At 69.8% G+C, this 16104-nt stretch carries 18 protein-coding genes; 4 read left to right on the top strand and 14 right to left on the bottom strand.

What is annotated here, in order from left to right; translation table 11 throughout:
- Positions 1-60: 60 nt before the first annotated feature.
- Entirely contained in the window at positions 61-2685 is a 2625-nt protein-coding gene (gene clpB, locus GTZ93_RS19300) for an ATP-dependent chaperone ClpB (RefSeq protein WP_139916294.1), read from the bottom strand.
- A gap of 255 nt (positions 2686-2940) precedes the next feature.
- On the opposite strand from clpB, the gene GTZ93_RS19305 reads away from it, so the two are divergent.
- On the top strand, positions 2941-3459 hold the full coding sequence (locus tag GTZ93_RS19305; RefSeq protein ID WP_169822751.1) for a hypothetical protein: 519 nt from the start codon (positions 2941-2943) through the stop codon (positions 3457-3459).
- A 51-nt stretch (positions 3460-3510) separates the two neighbouring features.
- On the opposite strand, the gene GTZ93_RS19310 is transcribed toward GTZ93_RS19305, so the two are convergent.
- From GTZ93_RS19310 to GTZ93_RS19320, 3 genes are read right to left on the bottom strand one after another with little or no spacing between them, the layout of a single operon-like run.
- Positions 3511-4173, bottom strand: a complete 663-nt coding sequence (locus tag GTZ93_RS19310; protein WP_180946236.1) for a hypothetical protein — start codon at positions 4171-4173, stop codon at positions 3511-3513.
- Positions 4170-4481, bottom strand: coding sequence for a DUF1844 domain-containing protein (locus GTZ93_RS19315; protein WP_120581667.1), 312 nt, complete (start codon positions 4479-4481; stop codon positions 4170-4172). The genes GTZ93_RS19310 and GTZ93_RS19315 overlap by 4 nt, the downstream gene beginning before the upstream one ends.
- Positions 4478-4777, bottom strand: coding sequence for a hypothetical protein (locus tag GTZ93_RS19320; protein WP_180946237.1), 300 nt, complete (start codon positions 4775-4777; stop codon positions 4478-4480). The genes GTZ93_RS19315 and GTZ93_RS19320 overlap by 4 nt, the downstream gene beginning before the upstream one ends.
- 93 nt (positions 4778-4870) lie before the next feature.
- Between GTZ93_RS19320 and thiE the strand changes: the two genes are divergently transcribed.
- Genes thiE through thiD form a run of 3 tightly spaced genes read left to right on the top strand, consistent with a single transcriptional unit; the run spans position 4871 to position 7054 of the window.
- Complete coding sequence (gene thiE / locus GTZ93_RS19325; RefSeq protein ID WP_161662920.1) at positions 4871-5530, top strand: thiamine phosphate synthase; 660 nt, start codon at positions 4871-4873, stop codon at positions 5528-5530.
- A 19-nt stretch (positions 5531-5549) separates the two neighbouring features.
- Positions 5550-6317 (top strand): gamma-glutamyl-gamma-aminobutyrate hydrolase family protein, encoded by a 768-nt coding sequence (locus tag GTZ93_RS19330; RefSeq protein WP_120581701.1) that lies wholly within the window; start codon positions 5550-5552, stop codon positions 6315-6317.
- Complete coding sequence (thiD, locus tag GTZ93_RS19335; RefSeq protein ID WP_139924191.1) at positions 6314-7054, top strand: bifunctional hydroxymethylpyrimidine kinase/phosphomethylpyrimidine kinase; 741 nt, start codon at positions 6314-6316, stop codon at positions 7052-7054. The genes GTZ93_RS19330 and thiD overlap by 4 nt, the downstream gene beginning before the upstream one ends.
- A gap of 9 nt (positions 7055-7063) precedes the next feature.
- On the opposite strand, the gene dnaB is transcribed toward thiD, so the two are convergent.
- From dnaB to GTZ93_RS19385, 10 genes are all read right to left on the bottom strand, one after another.
- The gene (gene dnaB / locus GTZ93_RS19340; protein WP_161662921.1) at positions 7064-8461 is read right to left on the bottom strand and encodes a replicative DNA helicase; all 1398 of its coding nucleotides are present in this window, start codon (positions 8459-8461) and stop codon (positions 7064-7066) included.
- Between the two features lie 157 nt (positions 8462-8618).
- Entirely contained in the window at positions 8619-9389 is a 771-nt protein-coding gene (locus GTZ93_RS19345) for a LytR/AlgR family response regulator transcription factor (protein WP_139920060.1), read from the bottom strand.
- A complete protein-coding gene (locus GTZ93_RS19350) occupies positions 9386-10501 on the bottom strand; it encodes a sensor histidine kinase (RefSeq protein WP_139920062.1) in 1116 nt (371 codons plus the stop codon). The genes GTZ93_RS19345 and GTZ93_RS19350 overlap by 4 nt, the downstream gene beginning before the upstream one ends.
- A complete protein-coding gene (locus GTZ93_RS19355) occupies positions 10498-11655 on the bottom strand; it encodes an acyltransferase family protein (protein WP_139920064.1) in 1158 nt (385 codons plus the stop codon). Before GTZ93_RS19355 ends, GTZ93_RS19350 begins: the two co-directional genes overlap by 4 nt.
- A 195-nt stretch (positions 11656-11850) precedes the next feature.
- The gene (rplI, locus tag GTZ93_RS19360; RefSeq protein WP_120579912.1) at positions 11851-12294 is read right to left on the bottom strand and encodes a 50S ribosomal protein L9; all 444 of its coding nucleotides are present in this window, start codon (positions 12292-12294) and stop codon (positions 11851-11853) included.
- 30 nt (positions 12295-12324) lie between these two features.
- A complete protein-coding gene (gene rpsR, locus GTZ93_RS19365) occupies positions 12325-12732 on the bottom strand; it encodes a 30S ribosomal protein S18 (protein WP_120524744.1) in 408 nt (135 codons plus the stop codon).
- A gap of 48 nt (positions 12733-12780) precedes the next feature.
- Positions 12781-13257, bottom strand: a complete 477-nt coding sequence (gene rpsF, locus GTZ93_RS19370) for a 30S ribosomal protein S6 (RefSeq protein ID WP_120579913.1) — start codon at positions 13255-13257, stop codon at positions 12781-12783.
- Positions 13258-13522: 265 nt separating this feature from the next.
- Complete coding sequence (gene pth / locus GTZ93_RS19375) at positions 13523-14098, bottom strand: aminoacyl-tRNA hydrolase (protein WP_139920066.1); 576 nt, start codon at positions 14096-14098, stop codon at positions 13523-13525.
- A 114-nt stretch (positions 14099-14212) separates the two neighbouring features.
- Complete coding sequence (locus GTZ93_RS19380; RefSeq protein ID WP_139920068.1) at positions 14213-14917, bottom strand: 50S ribosomal protein L25/general stress protein Ctc; 705 nt, start codon at positions 14915-14917, stop codon at positions 14213-14215.
- Between the two features lie 206 nt (positions 14918-15123).
- Positions 15124-16077 carry a ribose-phosphate pyrophosphokinase gene (locus GTZ93_RS19385; RefSeq protein WP_120579916.1) on the bottom strand — a complete coding sequence of 318 codons (954 nt, stop codon included), beginning with the start codon at positions 16075-16077 and terminating at the stop codon, positions 15124-15126.
- Between the last annotated feature and the right edge of the window lie 27 nt (positions 16078-16104).

A 16104-nucleotide genomic window follows, 5' to 3' on the forward strand; every position in this document is an offset into this window, starting at 1 on the left:
ACGGGCCGCCTCCCGGTGAGGGAAGGCGGCCCGCCGTGAATCACCGGTGCGTGAAGCCGGCTACCCCGCCTGCTTCACGCCCTTCGAGTTGTCCACCAGCACCTTGGCGAAGGTGAGCCCGTCGGGGCCCGCGTCCGCCTGGATGTGCTCGCCCGGCGCGAACTCGCCGTTCAGCACCTTGATGGCGAGCGGATCCAACAGGTACTTCTGCACCGCGCGCTTCAGCGGCCGGGCACCGTACGTGGGGTCGTAGCCGCGCTCCGCCAGCATCTCCCGCGCGCCTTCCGTGAGATCCAGCGTGAGGCGCTTGGCCTGGAGCAGCTTCTGGAGCTTGCCCAGCTGGATGTCGACGATGCGGTAGATGTCCTTCTTGCGCAGCGGCTCGAAGATGACGATTTCGTCCACGCGGTTGAGGAACTCCGGCCGGAAGTGGCTGCGCAGCGCTTCCATCACCTCGCCGCGCGTCTTCTCGTTGAGCGTGTCCGTGCCCGCCATGCCCTCCTGGATGGCCTGCGAGCCGATGTTCGACGTGAGGATGAGCACCGCGTTGCGGAAGTCCACCGTGCGGCCCTGGCTGTCCGTCACCCGGCCCTCGTCGAGAATCTGGAGCAGGATGTTGAACACGTCGTGGTGTGCCTTCTCGATTTCGTCGAAGAGCACCACCGTGTACGGCCTGCGGCGCACGGCCTCCGTCAGCTGGCCGCCCTCCTCGTAGCCCACGTAGCCCGGGGGCGCGCCCACGAGCCGGGACACCGCGTGCTTCTCCATGTACTCGGACATGTCGATGCGGACCATGGCCGTGTCGTCGTCGAAGAGGAACTCCGCCAGCGCCTTCGCCGTCTCCGTCTTGCCCACGCCCGTGGGGCCCAGGAAGATGAACGAACCGATGGGGCGGTTCGGGTCCTGCAGTCCGCTGCGCGCGCGGCGCACGGCGTTGGACACGGCCTCAATCGGGCTGCGCTGGCCAATCACGCGCTCGGCGAGCCGGTCCTCCATCTTGACCAGCTTCTGCATCTCGCCCTCCATCAGCTTGGAGACCGGGATGCCCGTCCACTTGGCCACCACGGAGGCGATGTCCTCGGAGTCCACCTCCTCCTTGAGGAACTTCTGGTTCTTCTGAAGCTCCGCCAGCTTCTCGTTCTGCGCGGTGACTTCCTTCTCCAGCGAGGGGATGACGCCGAACTTCAGCTCCGCCGCGCGGTTCAGGTCGCCCTGACGCTCGGCCGCGGCCTGATCGTTGCGCGCCTTCTCCTGCTTCTCCTTGAGCGAGCGCAGGGCCGCGATGGCCTTCTTCTCCGCGTCCCAGTGGGCCTTGAGCGAGTTGAACTTCTCGTTCAGGTTCGCGAGCTCCTTCTCGATGGTGGCCAGGCGCTCGCGCGAGTGCGGGTCCGTCTCCTTGCGCAGGCCCTCGCGCTCGATTTCCAGCTGCGTCACCTTGCGGCGGATGTCGTCGATCTCCGTGGGCATGGAGTCGATTTCGATGCGCAGGCGGCTGGAGGCCTCGTCGACCAGGTCGATGGCCTTGTCCGGCAGGAAGCGGTCCGAGATGTACCGGTGGCTGAGCGTGGCCGCCGCGACGAGCGCGGAGTCCTGGATGCGCACGCCGTGGTGCACCTCGTAGCGCTCCTTCAGGCCACGCAGGATGCTGATGGTGTCGTGCACCGTGGGCTCGCCCACGAACACCGGCTGGAAGCGGCGCTCCAGCGCGGCGTCCTTTTCAATGTGCTTGCGGTACTCGTCCAGCGTCGTCGCGCCAATGCAGTGCAGCTCGCCGCGCGCGAGCGCCGGCTTGAGCATGTTGCCCGCGTCCATGGCGCCTTCGGCCTTCCCGGCACCCACCAGCGTGTGCATCTCGTCGATGAAGAGGATGATTTCGCCCGCCGCGTCCGAGACCTCCTTGAGGACCGCCTTGAGGCGCTCCTCGAACTCGCCGCGGAACTTGGCGCCGGCCACCATGGAGCCCAGGTCCAGGGTGATGAGGCGCTTGTTCTTCAATCCCTCCGGCACGTCGCCGTCCACGATGCGGCGCGCGAGCCCTTCCGCGATGGCCGTCTTGCCCACGCCCGGCTCACCGATGAGCACCGGGTTGTTCTTGGTGCGGCGGCTGAGCACCTGGATGCAGCGGCGGATCTCCTCGTCGCGGCCGATGACGGGATCCAGCTTGCCAGCGCGCGCGGCCTCCGTGAGGTCGCGGCCGTACTTCTCCAGCGCCTGGTAGGTGGACTCCGCGTCCGCGCTCGTCACGCGCGAGGAGCCTCGCACTTCCTTCAGGCCCGCCTGCACGCGCTCGCGCGTCACGCCGGAGGACTTCATGGCCTCGCCGACGGCGCCCTTGTCCTGGGTCAGCGCGAGCAGCAGGTGCTCGGACGAGGTGAACTCGTCCTTCAACGCCTTGGCCTCGTCCTCGGCCTTGTCGAAGGTCTTCATCAGGCGCTGGCTGAGCATGGCGCTCTCGCCACCCTGGATGCGGGGGAGCTTCTGGAGCGCTTCGCCCAGCCGGCCCGCGAACAGCTTCACGTCCACGCCAATCTTGCGCAGAAGAGGGTCGACGATGCCGTCCTTCTGCCCCAGCAGTGCCGCGGCAAGGTGCTCCGGCTCGTAGTGGGGATTGTCGGCCCGGCGGGCCAGCGACTGACCCTCCTGGATCGCCTCCTGCGCCTTCACCGTGTATTTGTCGAGTCGCATGACCTCAACGTAAGGGCCGGGGACCCCTTGGCAAGGCGACACTGCCCGTATGCCCGGCGATTTCCCTGGAATACTTTGAGCCGCTGGAAGCGGCCGGGTAATCGTGGTGGCGAAGTTGCCAGGGGGTGGGGGGGTCGGTTATAGGCGGCGCCCATCCTCGGGGGCTTCACTCTGGACGCGCACGGCGGCTATCTCGTTCGACTCGACACCTTCTCCGGGTTGGCGCTCGTGCGTCTGGCCCGGGAGGCCCTGTCGATGGACAGCGTCCCTGCCGCCACGGCGCTGCGCGTCACCATCAACCGCCGCCGCAAGGTGGTGCGCCTGGCCTTCCTGGGGCCCTTCTCCCAGGGCCGGCAGGGCGCCCACTGGTACGCGGCGCACCACGCCCTGGCCCGCCTCCTGTCCGCCGCCGCCAACGCCACCGTGCACGCCTACGTGTACGACGCGGACGAGGGCGAGGAAGTCATCGCCTACGGCAACGGCCGCCGGGTGGGTGGGGAGAAGGTGGTGTACGAGGACGCGGAGCTGCCGTGTCCCCTGGAGGAGCTGGACGACGAGGCCTTCGCCCGCCTCCAGTCCCGCTGGCCCATGGGGCACCTGGCGTACGTGTTCGGCCTGACCCGGGACGAGCTCCTGCGCATCCCCCAGGCCCCGCTGGCCCGCGTGCTGCCCCTGGAGGGCACGGCCGCCGGCTCTGAAGCGGACGCGATGGCCGCCCTGGAGGCGCTGCTCCTGGGGCCCGCGCTGCCCCGCGCGGAGACGGACGCGGGCTGAAGCAGCACGGACGGCCTTTGGGCGCCGCGCCGCGTCAGTCCCACCCGGACTTCAGGGGTCTTCGGTCGGCCCGTCGAGCGTGACGATGGCGTCCCGCACGCCCTCGCTGCGGAAGTACTGGGCGAGCAGCGCGAAGCCACCGGCGACGAGCACCGTGGGGAGCACCGCGCTGAGGGTCATCAGGGACGGGACGAGCGCGTAGAGCTGCTGCGCCGTGGCCGGGTCCTGGAACTCGGGCAGGTTTTTGAGCCCCTCCACCATGGCCTGGCTGGTGTGGCGGGCCACGACGGTCCACTGGGCCCCGTCGATGGTGCGCATCAGCGCGGCGAAGATGCCCGCGCCGCCGAGCAGCTGCCGGAAGCCATCCCGGGGGACGCCGTCGGGGGAGCGCAGCATGCGGCTGGAGGCGAAGAAGAGCAGGGTGCAGGCCACCGTCAGCCCGGTCAGCACCAGGGCGCGGGACTCGCGCATGGGGGAGAGCGCGGACAGCTGCGCCTCCATGATGGCCTGGGTGACGGCGGGGTCCTTGCCCAGCAGGGCAATGGTGGGAGTGTGCTCCCGCTGCGCTTCGCGGTGGGCCTCGAAGTTCATCATGACGGAGGCCTCGCTGCAGGCGAGGAACCCGGTCAGGGTGGAGAGCATCAGGCACAGCCCGGCGGCGATCCGCACGCCCCGGGGCAATCCCCCCGGGCGGGTGACTTCACGAGGCTTCACTTCCGGCTTGCCTCCACGTAGCGCATGCGAAGGTCGGACAGGAGGTTGTCCACCAGCTTCTCCTCCTCCGCGGTGAGGTTGCCGCGCGTCTTCTCGCGGAGCATCGCCAGGAGGTCCAGGTTCTGCCGGGCCGAAGGCAGGTCCTTCTCCAGGCGGCCCGTCTCCGGGTTCGGCGCCCCACCCAGGTGGATGAGGACGGCGGAGCCCAGTCCGACAATGAAGGTGCTGAACGACAGGGACTCCTCGGAGGCGGGGCTCGCATCCCCCGTCATCACGAAGGTCTCACCCCGCTTCTCCGAAGGGCTCATTCGGACGCCTTGTCCTCTTCGCCAGCAGGCTCGTCCGACTCGTCCTCGTCCGACTCGTCCTCGTCCGACTCATCCTCGTCGGAGGCGTCGTCGTCCGTATCCTCGTCGTCGTCCTCGTCATCGAAGTCGTCGTCGATGTCGCCATCCATCAGCGTCTCGATGGGGACGGACTTGTCGGCCACGTCCGGCAGCTCCTCGAGGTGCTTCTTGTACGCGTCCTCGTCCACCTGGCCGCTGCGCTGGTAGCGGTCGGCGGTGCGCTTGTCGAGGTGCTTCGGGTTGATGCCATCAGCCATGATTCAAATCCTCGGAATTGCTTGGAAAACAGCGCGGCACCTTATAGCAGGAGGGGCGCCTGTCAACGCTGGTGTCCCCAGGCCCGGAAACCGATGAACGTCTCGCCCCGCCCCCCGCTTCCCCAAGGCCCGTACCTGCTGTGCGACGACAGCATCCGCCCGGAGTTGCCCCTGGTGGACAAGGCCGGACAGCTGCTTCAGGGCGGTGCCCGGATGCTCCAACTGCGCATGAAACACACCCCTCCCCGGGAGGCACTGGCAGCGGCCCGAGCGGTGGTGGCCCTGTGCCGGCGGGCGGGCGCGGTGTGCCTCATCAACGACCGGGTGGACCTGGCGCTCCTGTCGGACGCGCACGGGGTGCACGTGGGGGACGAGGACCTGCCTCCGGAGGCGGCGCGGGAGCTGTTGGGGCCGGGCCGGTACGTGGGCGTGACGGCGCGGGGGACGGAAGGGGCGAAGGCGGCCCGGGCGGCGGGGGCGGACTACGTGGGCGTGGGGCCGCTGTTCGGCACGACGACGAAGGTGGTGCAGGCGCCGGTGCTGGGGCTGGAGGCCTTCCGGCGGGTGGTGGCGGAGAGTCCGCTGCCGGTGGTGGGCATTGGCGGGGTGGGCCTGACGAACATCGCGAGCGTGGCGGCGACGGGGGCGCATGGCGCGGCGGTGGTGTCCGACGCCCTGCTTGCCCAGGACATCGCCGAGCGCGTGCGGCAGCTGGCGGCGGCGTTTGACAGCGCGCGGGGGACTGGCCTCTAACCAGAGGAAGTACCCCACCATGAACCATCTGCCTCCGCGTCATCACGGGACGACTGCGCGCCGTCCCAACATCGGCCTCAGCCCGGACTGGGCCCAGCCGGCCGACTCCGCCTTCCCCCGCTACGAATTGAAGGTGCCCTACGCGGAGGCGGTGCTGCGCGCGGGGGGCCTGCCCTTCGTGCTGCCGTACACCGACGACCCGTCCTGCGTGGACGCCTACCTGGAGCGGGTGTCCGGGCTGGTGGTGACGGGCGGCGCGTTCGACATCCCTCCGGCCGCGTATGGCGAGGAGGCCCGCGAAGGCATGGGGCCGCTGAAGGAGGGCCGCACGGCCTTCGAGGCGCAGCTCATCCGCGGCGCGCTCAAGCGCAACCTGCCGGTGCTGGGCGTGTGCGGCGGCATGCAGCTGTTGGCCGTGGTGCTGGGCGGCACGCTGTTCCAGGACATCCTGAAAGAGATTCCGGGCGCGCGCGACCACGAGCAGAAGCACGACCGCACCCAGCCGCAGCACCCGGTGGAGGTGAAGAACGGCACGCAGCTGGCGGAGGCCGTGGGGCACGGGCAGCTGATGGTGAACTCCACGCACCACCAGGCGGTGAACAAGCCGGGCACGGACGTGACGGTGAGCGCGGTGTCGCCGGACGGCGTGGTGGAGGCGATTGAGTCCACCGCGCACACGTTCGCGCTGGGCGTGCAGTGGCACCCGGAGCTGATGCTGGGGACCATCCCGGTGCACCTGGGCGTCTACAAGGCGCTGGTGCAGAAGGCGCGAGAGCACCGCCGGTGAGGCCGCGAGTCCTGCTCCTGGCGGGACTGGAGCCCACGGGCAGGGCCGGGCTCCTGGCGGACGTGGCCGCGGTGCGGGCGCGGGGTGGCGACGCGGTGGCGGTGCCCACGGCCCAGACGGCGCAGGGCTCGCACACCTTCGCCGTGGTGCCGGCGTCTCCGCGCATGCTGGCCGCGCAGGTGACGGCCGCGCGCGAGTGGGGCCCCCTGCACGCGGTGAAGTGGGGCGTGGTGCCCGGTCCGTCGCAGCTGTCCACGGCGAGGGCGGCGCTCAAGGACGCGGACGCGTGGTGGGTGGTGGACCCGGTGGTGCGCTCCTCCCGAGGGCAGGTGCTGTCGCGCCTGACGCCCCGGCACTACCTGGCACTCGCGGGCCCGCGCGTGCTGGTGACGCCGAACCTGGAGGAGGCCGCGTGGCTCCTGGGCCAGCCGGCGCTGGGCACGGTGGAGGACGCGCAGGAAGCAGCGGAGGCGCTGTGTCAGCGCGGCTTCGGCGCGGTGCTGGTGAAGGGCGGGCACCTGCCGGAAGGGCAGGGGCTGGCGGACGTGTTGGCCTTCGCCGGGCGCACGGTGGTGATGCGGGGGCGCCGGTTGAAGCGGCCGCCGGAGCGCCGGGGCACGGGCTGCCGGCTGGCGTCCGCGCTGGCGGCGGAGCTGGGCCGGGGCACGGGGCCGGAGGCCGCGGTGCGGGCGGCCCGCGAGCACGTCACGGGCTACCTGCGCACCGGCCGGGACTGACTCGGGCGGCTACTCGCTCCGGGCGCGGCTTTCGAAGCGCGTGTACTCCGCGAGGAACACCAGCTCCACGGAACCAATGGGGCCGTTTCGCTGCTTGGCGACGATGAGCTCCACGGGGATGACCGTGTTGCCCTGGCCACCACCGCCGCCGCCGCCACCCCCGCCACCGCCTCCTCCACCCTCGCCGCCATCTTCTTCCGTCTCGCGGTGGATGAACATCACCACGTCGGCGTCCTGCTCGATGGAGCCGGACTCACGCAGGTCGGAGAGCATGGGCTTGCCGCCCTTGCGCTCCTCCACCTTACGGCTGAGCTGGCTGAGCGCGATGATGGGCACCTCCAGCTCCTTGGCCAGCTGCTTGAGCGCGCGGGAGATTTCAGCGACTTCCAGCTGGCGGCTCTCCACCTTGCCCTTCTGGTGCATCAGCTGGAGGTAGTCGATGACGAGCAGCGACAGGCGCGGGTCCTTCTGCTTCACGCGCCGCGCCTTCGCGCGCAGGTCGAACGGGGACAGGCCGCCGGAGTCGTCGATGTAGATGGGCGCGTTGTAGAGCGCGCCCGCCATCTCCTGGAACTTCTCCTCGTCGTGCGGGGACAGCCGGCCGCCGCGCAGCTTCTTCATGTCCACGCGCGCAGTGGACGCGAGCAGACGCATGAGCAGCTGATCCGCGGGCATTTCCAGGCTGAAGATGCCGACGGCCTTGTTCTCCTTCAGCGCCGCGTGCACCGCGATGTTCATGGCGAAGGACGTCTTGCCCACGCCGGGACGCGCCGCGAGGATGATGAGCTCACCGGCGTGCAGGCCGGTCAGCTGATTGTCCAGGTCGATGTAGCCCGTGGACAGACCGGTCACGCCGGTGTTCGCGGTCTTCATCTTGTCCAGCAGGTCGAGCGTCTGCTCCATCAGCTCGCTGACCGGACGCAGGTCGCCTTCGCGCTTCTTCTCCGCGAGGAGGAAGACCTTGCGCTCGGCCTCGTCGAGCAGGACGTCCAGCTCGCCCGTCTCCTGGCTGGCGAGCTCCTGGATCTCCCGGCCCACGTTGGCCAGGCGCCGGCGCAGCGCCTGGTCCTTGACGATGTGGGCGTACTGGACGGCGTTGGCCGCCAGCGGGACGACCTGGTCCAGGCCCATCAGGTACGCGGGGCCGCCCACCGAGACGAGCTGGCCCAGGACCTTGAGCTCCTCCGCGAGCGTCAGGTGGTCCACCTGCTTGCTCTGCTGATCCAACCGCATCATCGCGGAGAAGATCTGCGCGTGCGAAGGGCTGGCGAAGTCGTCCGCGTGGACGACCTCCGCCACGGGCGTGATGAGCCCGTTGTCCGCCAGCACGGCGCCCAGCACCGCACGCTCCGCGGCGAGATCCTCGTGGACCCGCCGACCTTCCCTACCGTCCAGGACGTTCTGCATGGCTGCTTGGAACCTCTACAGGCAGCGTCTGACACGGTCCAGCGGACGTCCAGTTTCCTGCAACAGTCCTGTAGCAACCGGTAGGTCCGGGAGGGATGCCGCGACCCGCCGTGGCACCTCCGCCCGGCCTCCAGGTGAACCGACCCCGCGCGTCGGGCTATTCGGCGGCGCCCCACTGCTGGAGGAAGGCCTCCCGGTAGGTGCGACTGAGGATCACCGTGGAGCCGTCCTTGAGCACCAGGATGCCGTCCCCATGCGTCCACGGCTCCAGGCGGGCCACGGCCTCCAGGTTCACCAGGTCGCCGCGGTGCACGCGCACGAAGCGGGTGGGGTCCAGGCGCTCCTCCAGGGCCCGCAGCGTCTGGCGCACCAGGTGTTCGCCCTGGGCGGTGAAGAGCCGCACGTACTTGTCCTCCGACGACAGGCGCCACACGGTGTCCAGGCGCAGGGGCACCCAGCCCTCGCCCACCTTCACCACCAGCCGCTCCAGGGGGCGTTCCGGGCGGGCCTTCGCCACCGTGGCGAGCAGGGCGTCCATCGCGGCCGAGCCGCGCGTGCCCGCGCTCAGCAGCGCATGGGCCTTGTCGAGCGCCCGGGTGAAGCGGCCCGCGTCATAGGGCTTGAGGAGGTAGTCCGCCGCGTGGGCCTCGAAGGCTTGGAGCGCGAAGCGCTCGTAGGCGGTGGAGAAGATGACGGCGGGGCAGGCGTCCGTCCCGAGCGCCTCCAGGACCTCGAAGCCGGTGAGGCCGGGCATCTGCACGTCCAGCACCACCAGGTCCGGCCGCAGCGATTCGATGCGCGCGAGCGCCTCCGTCCCGTCCGAGGCCTCGCCCACGCAGGTGAAGCGCGCGTCGTCCGCCAGCAGGCGCTTCACCTTCGCGCGCGCGGGCGCCTCGTCGTCCACCACCAGCACGCGGAACACCGTCATGCGACCTCCACCCGGGGCAGCCATACCGTCACGCGCGCGCCACCCTCCGGTCCCGCGCCACGCTCCAGCCGGGCCCGGTCTCCATGAAGCAGCGTGAGCACGCGCTCCAACTGCGTCAGCCCCACGCCAGGCCCGGAGGCAGGGGAGGGCGCCCCGAAGCCGCGCCCGGTGTCCTCCACCTCCAGCGCCCAGCGGTCCGTTTCAGCACGCGCGCGGATGCGCACCTCCAGCGCGCCGCGCAGGTCCTGGTTGTGCTTCACCGCGTTCTCCACCAGCGTCTGCAACGCGAAGCAGGGCACGCGTTGGGGCTCCAGGCCCGGCGCCACGTCCCAGCGCACGTCCAACCGGTCGCCGAAGCGCGCCGCGAGCAATGCGACGAAGCGCTCGGTGTGCCCGCGCTCCTCGGCCAGCGTCCAGGTGGGCTCGGTGCGCTCCAGGCTCGCGCGCAGGAGCTGGCCCAGGTCGCTCAGGAGCCGGTCCGTGCGCGGCAGGTCCTCGTACATCACCGACCCGATGGTGTGCAGCGCGTTGAAGAGGAAGTGCGGGTGCAGCTGGCCCGTGAGCGACTGGAGCTGCGCGGCCCGCAGCTCGCCCTCCAGCTCCGCCGAGCGCAGCGCCCGGGCCTGCCGCTGTCGCCACTCGTACAGGAGCGAGATGACCGCGCAGCCCAGGCCGTAGGTAATCAGGTCCTTCTGCGCCTCCATGGGGAGCGCGTACACGGGAGGCCCCAGGTCGTAGTCCCCCAGCTCCAGCAGCGCGTAGATGCCATGCCGCAGCCCCGCCATCAGCGCGATGTGCAGCGACGTGAAGAGGCTGAATGCCGCCGCGTGGATGCCCAGGAAGCGCGTCCAGCCCACGCGAGGGGCCGGCGCGTTGAGCACCGCCGTCATCAGGACGGGGAGCAGCAGCGTGACGGCGAGCGCGCTGGTCATCTCCCAGATGAACGCCGGCGCCCAATGGCCCGGATGCGGCCGCATCAGCTGCATCAGCCGCACCGCGCTGCCCTGCCACACGCCCAGGGCCAGCCCGAACGCCAGGACCTTCAGCGCCGGACGCAAGCGCAGCCGGGGCCAGCGCCACCGCGTGGATGGAACGTCCTCCCAGGCCCTCACCCCACGGCCTCCGGGGTGAGGACGGCGGGACGCGCGGCGCGGGGCTTCATGCCGAAGAGCGGCCGGAGCCAGGCCACGCGGGACACGCCTTCACACAGCGCCAGCGTGACGGCGAAGGACAGCGTGAGCACCGCGAACAGCATGGCCCAGGGACCCACCGGCAGGCGCAGGCACAGGTAGCCCACGCAGATGATGACCGTCTGGTGGAAGATGTAGAACGGATACGACAGCGCCTGCGCGTGCGGAAGCCACGCGGGGGCCGTGCGCACGTGGTGCCGCGCCCAGGCCATCGCCGTCAGCAGCCCGCTCCAGATGAGCACCGTGCCCCCCACGATGGCGGGCACCACCGGCATCACCGGCCACGGCCACACCAGCTCCACCACGAGCGCAGCCAACGCCACGGCCAGCAGCACGTGGCGCAGCGCCACCAGCCGGCCCCATACGCCCGGGCAGCGGCCCAGCAGGTGGCCGTAGAGGAACAGCAGGCCGTAGTGCACGAACGTGCGCGGATCATCCAGCAGCGCGTGCGTCTCCGGGAAGTCGCGCAGCAGCACCCGGTTGAGCGCCAGCGGCACCACGAGCCACAGCACGTTCACTCCACGCGACAGCCACGCGTCCGCCCACGCGAGGAACCGCCCCCCGGCTTGCGTGCGCAGCGCCGCGAAGAGGGGCAGGGCCAGGAGGCAGTAGACGAACAGGTAGGCCACGAACCACAGATGGTGCCAGCTGAAGCTGCCCGCGGGGTAGGGCACGAAGTCGAACACCGTCGGGTAGAACGCGGCGTAGCTCCCCTGGATGCGGCCCTGGAACAGCCGCTCCACGTAGATCTGCGGCGGCACCACCACGAACATGCCGAACACCAGCGGCAACAACAGCCGCTTCGTCCGGTCCTTCGTGAACGCCCTCAAGGAGCGCCGCCGGAGCGCGAACGCGGTGCCCGCGCCGGAGATGACCATCAGCAGCGGCATGCGCACCAAGTGCAGCACCCCCATGACGGGCTCCAGCAGCGGCAGCGCCTGGGGGCTCTTGATGTGCCACTCCCAGGTGTTGAACATCATCCCGGTGTGGAACAGGTGCAGCACCACGATGGCCAGCACCCGGAGCCAGTCCAGGTCGGGGTGGTGCGCGGCGGCGGGGCGGATTGGGGCGCTCATGTGGCGGAGACCTCCAGGCGGTGTCCGCCGCTGAAGTACCCACGCCTGGGGCCCTGCATCCACGCGGATGCCGTGAAACGGACCGCCAGCGGCGCGAGCCGGACGGCCTCCGCCCTGGAGACGCGAAAAGGGCCGCCCGGTTGCCCGGACGGCCCTTCCCTTGAAGCGATGGAGCGCTTCAGGTGATGCGGTGGACTACTCGGCCACCACGTCGACCTTGATCTTCGCCGTCACCTCGCGGTGCAGGCGGAGCTCCACTTCGTAGTTGCCCAGCGACTTGATGGGCTCGGCCAGGTGCAGCTGGCGGCGATCCACCTGCTGGCCCTGGGCCGCGAGCGCCTCGGCGATGTCCAGCACCGTGACGGAGCCGAACAGCTTGTCCTGCTCGCCCACCTTGCGCTTGATGGTGACCTTGACGCTGCCCAGCTTCTTGGCCTGCTCGTCGGCAGCGCCCTTCAGCTTGGCATTGCGCGCCGTGTGCACGGCCTTCTCGTGCTCCAGCTGACGCAGGTTCTGCTCGCTCGCCAGGACCGCCTTCTTGCGCGGCAGCAGGAAGTTACGGCCGAAGCCGTCCTTCACCGTGACGAGCTCGCCGGACTTGCCGAGGTTGTCGATGTCCTCACGCAGAATGACCTTCATGTTTCTGTCTCCTGTGTTGCGGACCGGCGACTAGCCGACCACCGCGTTGTAGGGGAGGAGCGCGATGCCGCGGGCGCGCTTGATGGCCACCGCCACCTCACGCTGGTGCTTCGCGCAGTTGCCGGAGATGCGGCGGGGGATGATCTTGCCGCGCTCGGTGACGAAGTACTTCAGCGTCGCCTGGTCCTTGAAGTCCACCGACGCGTTCTTCTCCGCGCAGAACCGGCAGACCTTCTTGCGGCCGAAGCCGCGGCCACCGCGCTTGTCGTCGTCGCCGCCCATGCCGCCGCGGTCGCCGCGATCACCACCACGGTCGCGGTCACCGCCGCGATCGCCACCACGGTCGCCACCGCGCGAACCGCCGCCGTAGCCGCCGCCACCGCCACCGGGGCCGCGGGAAGCGCCCGCGCCCTGCTTGCTATCCATGCCGTTGCTCATGAACGTTCTCGTTTCCTGGAAGGTTGGGTGAAGGTCCCGTCAGAGGCGTTACGCCTCCTCCGTGGACTCCTCTTCCGAATCGCCACCCGCGAACTCAGGCGTCTCGCTGCGGAAGCCACCCTCGCGCTCGACGGGAGCGCCCGGACGGGTCTCCTCGACGTCGCCGGCCAGCTTGAGGTCCTCGAGCACCGGACGGGACTCGGGATCCACCTCGTCCGCGATCTTCACGGAGATGTAGCGCGTGACGTCGTCGATGTTGCGCAGGTTGCGCTCGATCTCCGCCACCAGCTTGCCGTCACCCAGGAAGCTCGTGTGGACGTAGATGGCGCGGGGCTGCTTGGCCACGGGGAACAGGGTCTTCTTCTTCCCCCACACCGTGAAGCGGAGGACCTTGCCGCCCTCACGCGAGACGATGGTGCGGACGCGCTCCTTGAGCTTGTCCACGTTGTCGTCGGTCACGTCCGGCTTGACCAGGAAGATGGTCTCGTACTCACGAAGCCGCTTGGCGGCCTGCGTCTCTGCCATGTTTCTCTCCCCTTGGGGTCGAGTGCCCCCCGGACCATCCGGGGAGCGGGGAAACGGCCGGAGGCCCTCGAAGGCCACCACCGGGGACGGGAAATCCTCTCGCGCGCCCGTCACCATCGCGCCTTGGCCCGTGAGTGAACACGGGAAGCTTTGAAAGAACATCCACCGGAAAAGCGTGGGACGCACTCCGGGGGAAGGGGCTTCTAAGAGGACCCCTCCTGGAAAGTCAAGGGGAGCCAGGGGGGCAACCAGCCGGCCCCGCGCTTCAGGCCTTGCGGTTGTGGCGGTTCATCGCCGTGGAGAGCCCGTCGCGCACCCAGCTCTCCGCCATGTCCGCCGCCTTCCCGACGAGCTCCTCCAACTGGCGGCGCTCGCCGTCGTCGAAGTTGGACAGGACGTAGCCCGCCACGCGCTCCTTGGCGTTGGGGCCCTCCGGCTTGCCAATGCCCACCCGTACCCGGATGAAGGCGTCCTCGCCCAGGCACTGCACCATGCTCTTGAGCCCGTTGTGCCCGCCCGCGCCGCCGCCCGCCTTGAGCTGCAGCCGCCCGAAGGGCAGATCCAGCTCGTCGTGCACCACGAGCACGTCCTGCACTTCGACCTTGTAGAAGCGCGCGGCCTCCGCCACGGAGCGGCCGGACAGGTTCATGTACGTCTGCGGCTCCACGAAGAGGATGCGCTCGCCGCCCAGGTTTCCCTGGCCCACCCGCGCCTGGAACTTGTCCTGGGTGAGCTCCGCGCGGGCGCGCGACAGGAGCGCGTCCACCACCATGAACCCGACGTTGTGGCGGTGGCGCTCGTACTCGCGCCCGGGGTTGCCCAGCCCGCAGATGAGCTTCATGGAAGGCTCCAGAGGAGGGTGGGGACCTTGAAGGGCCCACACCCGGAAAAAGACAGCGGGGCAGGCCCTGGAAGAGGCCCGCCCCGCGAGGAGATACCGAACGGCGGAAGAGGACTACTTCTTCGCCGCGGCCTTGGCCGGGGCCTTGGCCGCGGCCGCCGCAGGGGCCTTCGCGTCGCCCGCCTTCGCGTCCGCCGCCTTGCCCGCCGCCGGGGCAGCCGCCGCAGCCGCCGCAGCCGCCGGAGCCGCCTCCGCCGCTTCCGGCGCGGCGAGGACCGCGATGGTGTAGTTGACGTGCGTCTTCACGGACACGCCCTCGGGGAGCTTCACGTCGTTCACGTGGATGGCTTCCGCGATCTGCAGATTGCTGACGTCCACTTCAATCTGGAGCGGGATGGCGCCGGGGAGCGCCCAGACCTCCAGGTTGCGGCGGATCTGCGTGAGCAGACCGCCCTCCGCCACGCCCGGGGCCTTGCCGGTGAGCACGACGGGGAGGTTCACCTTGACCTGCTCCTTCTCGCTCACGGCGATGAAGTCCGCGTGCAGGATGTCGCGGGTGAGCGGGTCCATCTGGTAGTCCTTCAGCAGGACCTGCTGCTCATTGCCGGCCAGCTTCAGCTGGATGAGCGTGTTCAGCTTGTGCGGGGTGTTGATGGCCGTGCGGATGGCCTTGGGGTCCACGGAGATGTGCAGCGGCGCCTTCAGGTGCTTGCCGTAGACGACGGCGGGAACCTGGCCGGACGCACGCAGGCGGCGGGCAATGCCCTTGCCGGAACCTTCACGGGCCTGCGCTTCGAGGGTGCTCTTGTCGGTGGCCATGGAAATCTCTCTTTATCGGTGGGTACCGCGGTGTTCACCGGCGTCTGGGCGCCCTCGGCATCCCACCCCCATGGTGGGCCCCGAAGACGGCGCCCGGGCCGTTGTGACGGGCCCATGGAACCGGTGGAGGGGGCCGGACATGCCAGCCCCCGGGGTCCTTCGTCAAGCCGCCCGGACTCCAGGCGGCTCTCAAGCTCGGACGGACTTCAGACGAACAGAGAGCTCAGCGAGTCCGCGCGGTGGATGCGCGCGATGGCTTCCCCGAAGAGGGCGTCCGTCTGCAGGGCGCGGATCTTCGGGCACGCCTTGGCGTTGGCCGCGAGCGGCACCGTGTCCGTGAAGACGACCTCCTCCAGGACGGAGTCGGTGATGCGCTGGATGGCGGGGCCGGACAGGATGGGGTGCACCGCGTACGCGAGCACCCGGCGCGCGCCCTTGTCCTTCAGCGCGAGGGCCGCCTGGGCGAGCGTGCCCGCGGTGTCCACCATGTCGTCCACCAGGATGGCGTCCTTGCCGTTCACGTCGCCAATGAGGTTCATCACCTCCGAGGCGTTGGGGCGCGGGCGGCGCTTGTCGATGATGGCCAGCCCCGTGTTCAGCCGCTTGGAGTAGGCGCGCGCGCGCTCCACGCCGCCGGCGTCCGGGCTGACGATGACCAGCTCGCTCGACTCCGTGAAGCGCTTGCGGATGTCCTCCAGGAACACCGGCGAGCCGTAGAGATGATCCGAGGGCATGTTGAAGAAGCCCTGGATCTGCCCGGCGTGCATGTCCATGGACACCACCCGGTTGACGCCCGCGACCTCCAGCATGTCCGCCACCAGCTTGGCGGTGATGGGCGTGCGGGCCGCCACCTTCCGGTCCTGTCGCGCGTAGCCGTAGTACGGCATCACGGCGGTGATGGAGCCTGCGCTCGCCCGCTTGAGGGCGTCGCACATGATCAGCAGCTCCATCAGGTGATGGTTCGTCGGCGGGCAGGTGGACTGGACGATGAACACGTCCTGTCCTCGCACGTTCTCGCCGATCTCGACGTGGATCTCCCCGTCAGAGAACGTGTCCACCACCGCGTTGCCCAGGGGCCGCTGGAGGTATTCGCAGATGCGCTGCGCCAACGCCGGGTTCGAGTTCCCGGCGAACACCTTGAAGTCACGCGACGGCTGCATGGGGGCGCTGACTAACCCGTGCGCGCC

The sequence above is a fragment of the Corallococcus exiguus genome (genome assembly GCF_009909105.1).
Taxonomy (GTDB): Bacteria; Myxococcota; Myxococcia; order Myxococcales; family Myxococcaceae; genus Corallococcus; species Corallococcus exiguus.